The sequence below is a fragment of the Streptomyces aurantiacus JA 4570 genome (assembly GCF_000414115.1).
GTDB lineage: Bacteria > Actinomycetota > Actinomycetes > Streptomycetales > Streptomycetaceae > Streptomyces > Streptomyces aurantiacus_A.
Genome location: NZ_AOPZ01000256.1, coordinates 1 through 10,801, shown reverse-complemented (window position 1 = coordinate 10,801; position 10,801 = coordinate 1). Strand labels below are relative to the sequence as shown.

11 protein-coding genes and 1 pseudogene are annotated in these 10,801 nt (G+C 72.5%); 5 read left to right on the top strand and 7 right to left on the bottom strand.

From position 1 onward, the window contains the following. The 3 genes from STRAU_RS23810 to STRAU_RS23800 all read left to right on the top strand — a co-directional run. The coding region (locus tag STRAU_RS23810; protein WP_037661486.1) for a helicase-associated domain-containing protein at positions 1-1,115 on the top strand (1,115 nt) is incomplete at its 5' end. A gap of 168 nt (positions 1,116-1,283) precedes the next feature. Continuing rightward, the gene (locus STRAU_RS23805; protein ID WP_037661484.1) at positions 1,284-2,195 is read left to right on the top strand and encodes a S1 family peptidase; all 912 of its coding nucleotides are present in this window, start codon (positions 1,284-1,286) and stop codon (positions 2,193-2,195) included. A 183-nt stretch (positions 2,196-2,378) separates the two neighbouring features. Further along, complete coding sequence (locus tag STRAU_RS23800; RefSeq protein WP_016642936.1) at positions 2,379-3,656, top strand: hypothetical protein; 1,278 nt, start codon at positions 2,379-2,381, stop codon at positions 3,654-3,656. Between the two features lie 28 nt (positions 3,657-3,684). On the opposite strand, the gene STRAU_RS23795 is transcribed toward STRAU_RS23800, so the two are convergent. The 4 genes and pseudogenes from STRAU_RS23795 to STRAU_RS23780 all read right to left on the bottom strand — a co-directional run bounded on the left by STRAU_RS23795 (position 3,685) and on the right by STRAU_RS23780 (position 7,712). Beyond that, entirely contained in the window at positions 3,685-4,653 is a 969-nt protein-coding gene (locus STRAU_RS23795; protein ID WP_016642935.1) for an ABC transporter substrate-binding protein, read from the bottom strand. After that, a pseudogene (locus STRAU_RS23790) lies at positions 4,650-5,581 on the bottom strand (ABC transporter ATP-binding protein). The gene STRAU_RS23795 and the pseudogene STRAU_RS23790 overlap by 4 nt, the downstream one beginning before the upstream one ends. Continuing rightward, the gene (locus STRAU_RS23785; protein WP_016642932.1) at positions 5,578-6,660 is read right to left on the bottom strand and encodes a FecCD family ABC transporter permease; all 1,083 of its coding nucleotides are present in this window, start codon (positions 6,658-6,660) and stop codon (positions 5,578-5,580) included. The pseudogene STRAU_RS23790 and the gene STRAU_RS23785 overlap by 4 nt, the downstream one beginning before the upstream one ends. A gap of 53 nt (positions 6,661-6,713) precedes the next feature. Next, positions 6,714-7,712: a FecCD family ABC transporter permease gene (locus STRAU_RS23780; RefSeq protein WP_037661483.1), complete on the bottom strand. Its 999-nt coding sequence runs from the start codon at positions 7,710-7,712 to the stop codon at positions 6,714-6,716. A 145-nt stretch (positions 7,713-7,857) separates the two neighbouring features. On the opposite strand from STRAU_RS23780, the gene STRAU_RS23775 reads away from it, so the two are divergent. Continuing rightward, positions 7,858-8,526, top strand: a complete 669-nt coding sequence (locus STRAU_RS23775; protein WP_016642930.1) for an HAD family hydrolase — start codon at positions 7,858-7,860, stop codon at positions 8,524-8,526. On the opposite strand, the gene STRAU_RS23770 is transcribed toward STRAU_RS23775, so the two are convergent. Beyond that, complete coding sequence (locus tag STRAU_RS23770) at positions 8,478-8,753, bottom strand: hypothetical protein (RefSeq protein ID WP_037661481.1); 276 nt, start codon at positions 8,751-8,753, stop codon at positions 8,478-8,480. The two genes, STRAU_RS23775 and STRAU_RS23770, sit on opposite strands and share 49 nt — an antisense overlap. A gap of 208 nt (positions 8,754-8,961) precedes the next feature. Here STRAU_RS23770 and STRAU_RS44475 point away from each other — a divergent pair, with 208 nt between their 5' ends. Further along, a complete protein-coding gene (locus STRAU_RS44475; RefSeq protein WP_016642928.1) occupies positions 8,962-9,345 on the top strand; it encodes a cold-shock protein in 384 nt (127 codons plus the stop codon). Positions 9,346-9,411: 66 nt separating this feature from the next. Here STRAU_RS44475 and STRAU_RS23760 read toward each other — a convergent pair whose 3' ends face one another. Next, entirely contained in the window at positions 9,412-10,278 is an 867-nt protein-coding gene (locus tag STRAU_RS23760) for a 1,4-dihydroxy-6-naphtoate synthase (RefSeq protein ID WP_016642927.1), read from the bottom strand. Then, a partial coding sequence (locus STRAU_RS23755; protein WP_037661478.1) for a futalosine hydrolase occupies positions 10,268-10,801 on the bottom strand: 534 nt, incomplete at its 5' end. The genes STRAU_RS23755 and STRAU_RS23760, both read right to left, overlap by 11 nt.

Genomic DNA, 10,801 nt, shown 5'->3' with positions numbered 1-10,801 from the left:
TGCGCTGGGAGCGCCCGCCCGCGCGCGGCGCCGACGCCTCCGACCTGCGGCCGCGGCTCGCCCACTGGACGCTGGAGGAGGCCGAGCTGCTCGGCGTCACTGGACGCGGGGCGCTCGCCTCGCACGCGCGCGCCCTGCTCGGCGCCGGTACTCCCGCCGAGTACGCCGCGGCCGCCGCCGAAGCCGCCAGGCGGCTCGCCCCGCTCCTCCCCGAACCCCTCGACCACGTCCTGCTCCAGGCCGACCTCACCGCCGTCGCCCCCGGACCCCTGCAACGGCCCCTCGCCGACGCCCTGTCCGTGCTCGCCGACGTCGAGTCCAAGGGCGGCGCGACCGTGTACCGGTTCACGCCCGGGTCCGTGCGGCGCGCACTCGACGCCGGGCAGAGCGCGTCCGACCTGCACGCGTTCCTCGCCGAGCACTCCCGTACGCCCGTCCCGCAGCCCCTCGCGTATCTGATCGACGACGTCGCCCGCAAACACGGACACCTGCGCATCGGCGCCGCCTCCGCGTACGTACGCTGCGACGACGAAGGCGTACTCAACGAGATCCTCGCCGACAAGCGCGCCCAAGGGCTGCGCCTCCGGCGGCTCGCGCCGACCGTGCTCGCCACGCCCGCCGAGCCCGCCGTGCTCCTCGACGGGCTGCGCTCCATGGGGTTCGCGCCCTCCGCCGAGAGCGCCGAGGGCGACGTCCTCATCACCCGCGCGCACAGTCACCGCACGCCGCCGCGCACCGCGCCCGAGCCCGTCCCGGACGGGCCGCCACTGCCCGACGGCACCCTCCTCGACGCCGCCGTACGCGCCATCCGCGCCGGTGATCTCGCCTCGACGGCTCCGCGCAAGGCCGCGCCCGCCGCCTCCGGGGCGCCGGGTGCGCTTCCCCGCACCACCGCCGCCGAGACGCTCGCCACCATGCAGGCCGCCGTGCTGACCGGCGAGGCGCTGTGGATCGGCTACGTCAACGCCGAGGGCGCCGCCAGTCAGCGCGTCATCGCCCCGGTGCGGGTCGAGGGCGGCTTCGTCACCGCGTACGACCACACGGCGGACGAAGTGCGTACGTATCCGCTGCACCGGGTCACGGGGGTCGCGGAGCTCGCCGACGAGCCGGGCTGACCGACCGCCCCTTCGGGTGGCCGGTCTTCGCCGTGGTGAGGCCACGGCCGGGGGCGCCCGGGCGGCACCGCGCGCATGCCCAATCGGTCCTTGTACGCGCCCTCCTGGGCTGCCGGACAGTGAGTCGCGTCCCACTGGCATGCACGCGGCCCCCGAGGAGGACGCGAGTTGAAGCACCGACGATTGTCCAAACGCAGTGTCACCGTGGCAGGCGTGGCCATCACCGCGCTGGTCTCCACGGCCTTCACCTTCCAGCACGCCGAGGCGGCGGGCACCGGCGCCAGAGTCGCCGACCAGTCGACCCTCGCCGAACTCAAGGACGCCCGGGCGGAGTTCGACCGGAGGTCCTCGACCCCCGGCACCTCCTGGGTCATCAGCCCGGCAGCGGGCAAGCTCGTCGTCACGGCCGACCGCACGGTGCGCGGCGCCGAGCTGCGCGAGCTCAAGGCAGTCGTCGAGGATCTCGGCGACAAGGCCCGACTGACGTACACGAAGGGGGAGTTCAAGCGCCACATCGCGGGCGGCGACGGCGTCTACGACGCGTCGGGCTACTGCTCGCTCGGCTTCAACGTCGTCGACCAGGACGGCAACCCGTACTTCCTGACCGCGGGCCACTGCACGAACGAGTCCGCCGACTGGTCCGAGACCGAGGGCGGCCCGCCCATCGGCACGACCGCGGACTCCAGCTACCCCGGCGACGACTACGGCATCGTCGAGTACACCGCCGACGTCCCGCACCCGAGCGCCGTCAACCTCTACAACGGCACCACACGGCCCATCTCGGACGCCGCCGACCCGTACATCGGCCAGTACGTGCACCGCAGCGGCGCCACCACGGGGCTGCACGACGGCCAGGTCACGAACCTGGACGCCGCCGTCGACTACGGCGACGGCCCCGTCTACGGCCTCATCGAGACCGACGTCTGCGCCGAGCCGGGCGACAGCGGCGGCTCGCTCTTCGCGGGCGAGACGGCACTCGGCCTCACGTCGGGCGGCACCGGCGACTGCGCCTCCGGCGGAACCACGTACTTCCAGCCGGTGACGGAACCGCTGGCCGTGTACGGCGTATCGATCGGCTGACAATAGAAAGCCCGTCGAGGGGGTCCCTCCCTGCTCATTAAGAGCTTGGGGGAGTTTGAGGACGAGGCCGCAGGCCGATCAGCGGGACCCACTTCAGGGGAAAGGGGGCAACGGGGCCAGTGGGCCCGGCCCACGGTAACGTCGAGGCCGGGCCCACAACACCGCAGCCCCGGAGGGAACTTCGTGGGGATCGAGAGCGACCAGCTCGTCTTCGACTATTTGAGCCGCGTCGGCGACGTCGCCCAGCAGCGCCAACTGTCGTCCGGCACACGGATGAAGCTGGTCTCGGGGCTGCGGAGCGAGATCGACCGGCGCCGGGCCGGCGCCGCCGACAGCCCCGCCGCGGTCCGCCGCATCCTGGACCGCCTCGGCACCCCGGACGACCTGGTCGACGCGGCGGCCGCGAACCCCGACGACGTGAGCGCCGCCATTCCCGAACAGGACGACGAGCCCACGACGTCGAGCCGGCTGCGGCGGGTCGTGCCCGAGGCGGGCCGGCTGCGCCGGGCCGTCCCCCGGCCCCGGCTGCGCCCCGCGTCCGCCCAGCGGTCCGCCCCGGAGAAGGACTCCGCCGCCCGAGCGTCCGGGCCCGCGGCCGCGCCCATGTCCGGGCCCGTCCCCGAACCCCGGCGCCCCGCCCCGCCCCACCTCGCGAGCACCGAGGAACTGGGCACCACCGGCGACGCCGGACTCGAACCCGACTGGTGGCGCGTGGACAACACCCCGACGGCGGGCGCGGACACCGTGCACGGCTTCGTGGGCGGCGTGGAGATCCCGGAGATGCTGAAGCCGCCGCCCACCGCCCGCGCCGCGGGCCCCGGGCGCCCGGTGAGCATGGCGAAGCCGGGAGGCGGCAGCACCCGGGAGGGCACCGAGGACGCCGAGGACTACGGGGACGACGCCGAAGAGGGCTTCGAAGGCGCCGAAGACGGCGAATGGGACGACGAGGAGGGGCCCGACGGGGCCTTCGAGGCCGCCCCGCGCCGCCGCCTCGGCGGACTGCTGCCCCCGTCGGCCAGGGCGGCCGCCCCCGCCAAGGGCGCCGCCGCGCAGGGGAGTTCGGCCAAGGCCGACGTCGCGGGCGGCGCCGTGACCGCTGCCCGCGCCTTCTCCCTCACCAGCCCCCTCGTGCTGCTCGCGGCCCTCGCGCTCATCGCGGGCGCGGTCATCGGCAACTGGTTCGCGCTGGTGGGCGGTTGGGTCGTCGCCTGGTTCTCGCGCAAGCTCACCCCGGCCGAGAAGAAGGTCGGCGTGTTCGTCGTGCCGGGCCTCGCCGTCGCGTCGGGCATCGGCTGGCTGTGGGGCCGCTCGCAGGGCAAGTGGGGCGACACCATCGTCAAGGGGCACATGAACGAGGCGGTGGCCGACACCTGGCCCTGGGTGGTCCGCGGCGCGGCCGTCGCCTCCGCGCTCTTCCTGGTGTGGAGGTCGCAGCGGCAACGGCCTGCGGCGGAGGAGTAGTCCGCGCCCGGAGCGCGGCTGCTTCCGGCTACTTCTTCGTCAGGTCCGCCTGCATCTCGTCCAGGATCTTCGCCGCGGCCGTGTAGCCGATGCCCTGGATCCACAGCTCGTCGTCGACGGTGTGGACATTGCCGGACTTCACGGCCTTCATGTTCTTCCACAGTCCGCTGCCGACGGTCTGCGTCTGCTTCGCCTTCTTCGGATCGCCGTACGTGGACCGGAAGATGACGTCGGTGTCGGCCTGGTCGATCTTCTCGGGCGACAGGTCGTACGAGAAGCCGTCCTTGGCCTTCGCCGAGATCGGGGCGCGGCCGAGGCCGACGTCCTTGAGGATCGTGGCGATGTAGCTCTGCTCGCCGTACAGGCGGATGTCCGCGCCCTCCATGAAGCGGATGACGTTGACCTTCGTCGCCTTGGCCTTGGCAGGGCCGCCGATCGCCGTCGTGACCTTCTTGGCGTGGGCCGTGTAGTCGGCGACGACCTTCTGCGCCTCGGCCTTCTTGCCGAGCGCGTCGGCGTGCGTCTGGAAGTTCTCCTTCCAGGGGTGGCCGGTCGTCTCCGTCATGACGGTCGGCGCGATCTGCTTGAGCTGGTCGTACTTCGCGCCGTGCCGGATCTTCGAGGTGAGGATCAGGTCCGGCTTGAGTCCGGCGATGACCTCCATGTTGGGGTTCAGCATCTCGCCGACGTCCTTGACGCCCTCGACCTCGTCCTTGGGCAGATAGCTCGGGAAGCCGCTCGACGCCTCGACGTGCGTCGCGCCGACCGGCTTCACGCCGAGCGAGATCGCGGAGTCCAGCTCGGCGGTGTCGAGTACGACGACCCGCTTCGGCGCGACGGGCACCTTCACGTCACCCATGGCGGTCTTCACGACGTGTGTCTTGCCCGAGTCCGCCTTCTTGTCGTCGTCGGACGAGCCGCACGCGGACAGGGCGAGCGCGCCGGAGAGGGCCAGGGCGCCCACGGTGAGGGGGCGGCGGCGGGGGAGGCTGGTCATGAGGCGGGCCTTTCGTCGAGGTCGTCGCGGTCATCGAGGTCGTCGAGGTCGTCGCGGTCGTCGAGGGGGAGCTGCTGGTCTGCCGGAGCGGCCGGCTGCCAGGGAGCGCCGGGCACCACCAGCGGGGACCCCGTCACCGGGTCGGGTATCACCACGCACTCCAGGCCGAAGACCTCGCGTACGAGCTCCTCGGTGACGACCTCCGCGGGCGTCCCCCCGGCGACGAGGCGCCCTTCCTTCATGGCGACGAGATGGTCGGCGTACCGGGCGGCCTGGTTCAGGTCGTGCAGGACGACCACGACCGTGCGGCCGCGGGGCCGCGGTCGCCCTCTTTGGTGACCGCGGACAACTGCCGTACCAGGTCGAGGACTTCGACCTGGTGGGAAATGTCCAGGTAGGTCGTGGGCTCGTCCAGAAGCAGGATGTCCGTCTCCTGGGCGAGGGCCATCGCGATCCACACGCGCTGCCGCTGGCCGCCCGACAGCTCGTCCACGGACCGCTCGGCGAGCTCCGCCACGTCCGTGCGTTCCATCGCCTCGGTGACGGCGGTCTCGTCGGCGTCGGACCACTGCTGCCACCAGCGCTGGTGCGGCTGGCGGCCGCGTGCCACGAGGTCGCCGACGGTGATCGCCTCGGGCGCGACCGGGGTCTGCGGGAGCAGCCCGATCTGCTGGGCGATGTGCCGCGTCGGCAGCTTCGCGAGCGCCTCGCCGTCGAGCAGGACGCTCCCGCCCCTGGGCTTCAGGAGCCGGCCGAGGGCGCGCAGGGTCGTGGACTTGCCGCAGGCGTTCGGGCCGACGATGACGGTGACCTTGCCGTCGGGGATCGCGAGGTCCAGGTCGTGCACGACCGTGCGGTCCTCGTACGCGAGGGTCAGCTCGCGGGCCGCGAGGCGGGCGTCGGCGGGGGCCTTGGCGGGGGCGGTCACGCGGTGCCTCCATTGCGGACGGTGCGGCTCCTGATGATGAGCCAGATCAGGTACGGCGCTCCGACGGCCGCCGTGAGGACACCCACCGGCAGCTCGGTCGGCGCGAACAGCTTCCGCGCGAGCAGATCGGCGAGTACGACGATCAGCGCGCCGAGCAGCGCCGAACCGAGCAGCGGGATCTGCGCGGTGCGGGTGAGGCGGCGGGCGATCTGCGGGGCGAGCAGCGCCACGAAGTCGACGGGGCCCGCGGCGCCGGTCGCCACGGAGGCGAGGACGACGCCGAGCAGGACGAGGCCGAGGCGGACGCGGCCCAGGCGGACGCCGAGCGCGGTCGCCGTGTCGTCGTCCATCGACACCGTGCGCTGGGCCCGGGCCGCCCAGGCCACGCAGGGCAGCAGGACGAGCAGGGTCAGGGCGAGCGGTTCCGCCTCCGCCCAGCCGCGGCCGTTCAGGCTGCCCGTCATCCAGATCTGCGCCTGCTGCGCGACGAGGTAGTCGCCCTTCGTCATGAACAGCGTCGTGACCGAGCGGAGCGCGATCGCGAAGCCGATGCCGATGAGGACGAAGCGGGTGGCGTGCAGGCCGCCTCGCCAGGCGAACACGTACACGAGGAGGGCGGCGAGGATGCCGCCTGCCACGGAGAGGTACGGGAGCACGGTGTACGACGTCAGGCCGAACGTCATCGCGCCCACTGTCAGGGCGCTCGCGCCCTGGCTGATGCCGATGATGTCCGGGCTGGCCAGGGGGTTGCGGGCGACCGTCTGGATGAGGGCGCCCGCGACGCCGAACGCGGCGCCGACCAGGAGGCCGACCGTCATCCGGGGTTCGCGCAGCGTGCCGACGACCAGCTCGTCGGGGGAGGGCTGCCCGAGGACGACCTTCAGGGCTTCTGCGGGGTGTACGAAGGTTTCGCCTATGCAGAGGTATGCCAGGCAGGCGGCTGCGAGGGCCAGGCCGAGGGCCACCGCGACGACGCCGGAGCGGCGGTGTACGAGGAAGTTGGCCTTCTGGAACCGGAGTACGCCGTAACCGGCTGGACGTACGCGTGAAAGTTGCCCGGAACCCGGGGTTTTGCCCACCCGTTCCGCCGTGCGGAACGCCTGCCCAAAACGGGAGCGGGAACGGGGGAGGCTCACGCGGCGACCGCCCTTCTGCGGACCAGGGTCACCAAGAAGGGGACCCCGATGAGGGCTGTCATGACGCCTGCCGGGACCTCGCTCGGGGGGAAGATGATGCGGCCGATCGTGTCGGAGACGAGGAGCATGATGGGGCCCAGGAGGGCCGCCAGGGGCAGGACCCAGCGGTGGTCGCTGCCGATGATCGCGCGGGCGATGTGCGGGACGGCGAGGCCGATGAACGCGATGGGCCCGGCCGCGGCGACGCCCACGGCGGTGAGGACGGTGGCGCCGAGCCCGCCCACGATCCGTACGACCGCGACCTTCTGCCCGAGCCCCTTCGCCACGTCCTCGCCGAGGGCAAGGGCGTCCAGGCCGCGGGCGACGGAGAGGACGAGGAGGAGCCCGGCGAGCAGGAACGGCCAGATCTGGGCGGCGATTTCGGCGTCGCGCCCGGACAGCGAGCCGATCTGCCAGAACCGGAACTCGTCGAGCGCGGACGCCTTGGTGGTGAGGACGGCCGTGGTCACGGAGACGAGCAGGGCGTTGATGGCGGCGCCGCCGAGGGCGAGCTTGACCGGGGTCGCCCCACCCCGCCCGCTGCTGGCGATGGCGTACACCGCGACGGAGGCGATGCCCGCGCCCGCGAAGGCGAACCAGACGTATCCGGTGAGCGTGTGCACGCCCGCGTACGCGATGGCGAGCACGACGCCGACCGACGCGCCCTGGCTGATGCCGAGGATGCCGGGGTCGGCGATGGGGTTGCGGGTGATGCCTTGGAGGGCGGTGCCCGCGACGGCGAGGGCGGCGCCGACCATCAGGCCGATGACGGTGCGCGGCACCCGCATCTCCCGGACGACTTCGGCGGCGTCGCTGTGCCCGCCCTGCAAGAGGGCGTCGAACACCGCGGACGGCGCGATCGCGCGGGCGCCGACGGCGAGGCTGAACAGGACCGCGAGCAACAGGGCCACGACGGCCGCCGTCATCGCGACAGCGCGTCTGACGGGCACACGCATCGATGGAGGCTCGTTTCGCAGTTCGGGGACGGCGGGCCGGTAAGCCAAGGGCGGGGCAGGGGTTGGTAAGGCTTGGCTAAGTGTAAGGGGCTCCTGGGCTCCGCCCGGGGCCCTCGGGCCCAGGAGCCCTCGGCACAATGGGCACATGACCTCACGGACTGACCGGGCCCCCGCCGCACTCACCGTCGGCTTCGACCTCGACATGACCCTGATCGACTCCCGGCCCGGCATCCGCGCCTGTTACCTGGAGCTTTCGGAGCGCACGGGCACGTACATCGACGCGGACCTGGCGATCACCCGGCTCGGCCCGCCCCTGGAGCAGGAACTGAAGCACTGGTTTCCAGCCGAACAGATCGCTCCCATGGCCACGCTCTACCGTGAGATGTATCCCACATACGCGATCACCGCGACGCCCGCGCTGCCCGGCGCCCGCGAGGCCGTGGACGCGGTGCACGCGGCGGGCGGCCGCGCGATAGTCGTCACCGCCAAGTTCGAGCCGAACGCGAAGCTCCACCTGAAGCACCTGGCGATCGACGCGGACGCCGTCGTCGGCGACCTGTGGGCGGAGCAGAAGGCGCAGGCCCTGCGCGAATACGGGGCTTCGGTGTACGTCGGCGACCACACCGGCGACGTACGCGGCGCGCGTACGGCGGGCGCGCTGTCCGTAGCGGTGGCGACGGGGCCGTGCGACGCAGCGGAACTGCGCGCGGCGGGCGCCGATGTCGTACTCGACGATCTGAGCCGTTTCCCGGCCTGGCTCTCGGCCTATGTGGCCGAGGACCCGGCCGCCGGACCGGCCGCCGACCTGGCCTGACGCCGCTGCACCGCGATTCCGCGCAGCACGCCCGCGCCCGCGATGAGGAAACCCGCACCCATCAGCATGCACACGGCATACGCGAGGGACGGGAAAGGGTCGCCGCCGAGGAACAGCGGGGCCACCGTGACCAGAGTGGCCACGGCGCCGACGAAGAAAACGATCGCGCCAATCCGGACGAGCCCGTCGCCCGGTCCGCTGGAATTCGCTTGGGTTTTGTCACGCACCGGACCAGGGTAGTTCCCAGCGCGAAGGAAGAAACCGGGGACGTCTTGTCACCGGCCCCGGGACCAATAGTCTTGGTGCCGGCGGGTCGGGCGACCCGCTGTACTGCTATCCAGAGCCGTTTACGCCCGGCGGACGGGACAGACAGTCCGCCGGCACGCGTCGCGGCACAGACGAGTACGACGACGAGTACGAGGACGAGGACTTCACGTGCCTACCGGCAAGGTCAAGTGGTTCAACAGCGAGAAGGGCTTTGGCTTTCTCTCCCGCGACGACGGCGGTGACGTCTTCGTGCATTCCTCCGTACTGCCCGCCGGCGTCGACACACTCAAGCCCGGCCAGCGCGTGGAATTCGGCGTGGTCGCCGGGCAGCGTGGGGACCAGGCTCTTTCGGTGACACTTCTCGACCCGACCCCGTCCGTGGCCGCGGCGCAGCGCCGCAAGCCGGACGAACTGGCGTCCATCGTCCAGGATTTGACCACCCTCCTGGAGAACATCACCCCCATGCTGGAGAAGGGGCGCTACCCGGACAAGGCGTCCGGCGCGAAGATCGCGGGCCTGCTGCGCGCAGTGGCGGACCAGCTGGATGTGTGACCCCCCAGGGGGCTCCGCCCCCTGGACCCCCGTATCGGAGGAGCGGGGTCTGGGGCGGAGCCCCAGTTACGGGAAGGACAGCGCCCCGGGGCGCAGGGCCGGGACGAGGCCCTCCGCTGCGGCTCGGGTGAGGAGGCCGCGGACGGCCGCGTAGCCGTCCTCGCCGAGGTCCGCGGTGAACTCGTTGACGTACAGCCCGATGTGCTGATCGGCGACAGCCGGATCCATCTCCTGGGCGTGCTCAAGGACATAGGGCCGGGACGCCTCGGGATCGTCCCAGGCCATCCGCACGGACGCGCGCGCGGCCGCGGCGAGCCCGCGCAGCACACCCTCCCCCAACGCCCGCCGAGCGACGATCGCGCCGAGCGGAATCGGCAGCCCGGTCGTCGCCTCCCAGTGCTCCCCCATGTCGGCGAGCTTGTGCAGCCCGTAGTTCTGGTACGTGAACCGCGCCTCGTGGATGACGAGCCCGGCGTCGACCTTCCCGTCCCGCACCGCGGGCATGATCTGGTCGAACGGAAGCACCACGATCTCGCCGACGTCGGCGGGCAGCACATCGGCGGCCCAGAGCCGGAACAGCAGATAGGCGGTCGACTTCTCGCTGGGCACGGCGACGGTCCTGCCGCTGAGGTCGACCCCGGCTTCCCGGGTGAGCACAAGGGGCCCGCAGCCCCGCCCGAGGGCGCCACCGCAGGGCAGCAGGGCGTACTCGTCGAGGATGTAAGGAAGAACGGCGTACGACACCTTCAACACGTCGTAGTCGGCCGAGCCGGACTCCGCGACGCCGTTCGTGATGTCGATGTCCGCGAAGGTCACGTCGAGCTCGGGGGCGCCCGGCACCCGCCCGTGCGCCCACGCGTCGAAGACGAACGTGTCGTTGGGGCAGGGCGAGTAAGCGATCTTCAGCGCCCGATCCGGGAATTCAGTCGTCATGCCAGTCATGCCTGTTCCAACTCTCCAGTACGGGCGTGAACTTCCCGAACGCCTCGGTCAGCGCGGCGAGGGCGTCCCCGATGCGCCAGGCGGCGCGGTCGCGCGGGCCCACGGGGTTGGACACCGCGCGGACCTCCAGGACGGGCAGGCCGCGCGGGGCGGCGGCCTCGGCGACGCCGAAGCCCTCCATCGCCTCGGCGAGGGCCCGCGGGTGGCGGTCGAGCAGCGCGGCGGCGCGCTCGGCGGAGCCGGTCACGGTGGAGACGGTCAGGACGGTGCCGGCCGCGGCGCCCGTGGCGGCGGCCAGCGCGCCCGCGAGCGCGGGCGGGGGTTCATGGGTGACGCGGCCGAAGCCGAGCTCGGTGACGGGCAGGAAGCCGTCGGGCGTCTCGGCGCCCAGGTCGGCGACGGTGATCGCGTCGGCGACGACGAGCGAGCCGACGGGCGCGGCGGGCTGGAAGCCGCCGCCGATCCCGGCGGAGACGACGAGGTCGTACGGAGTACCGGCCGCGGCGGCGGTGGC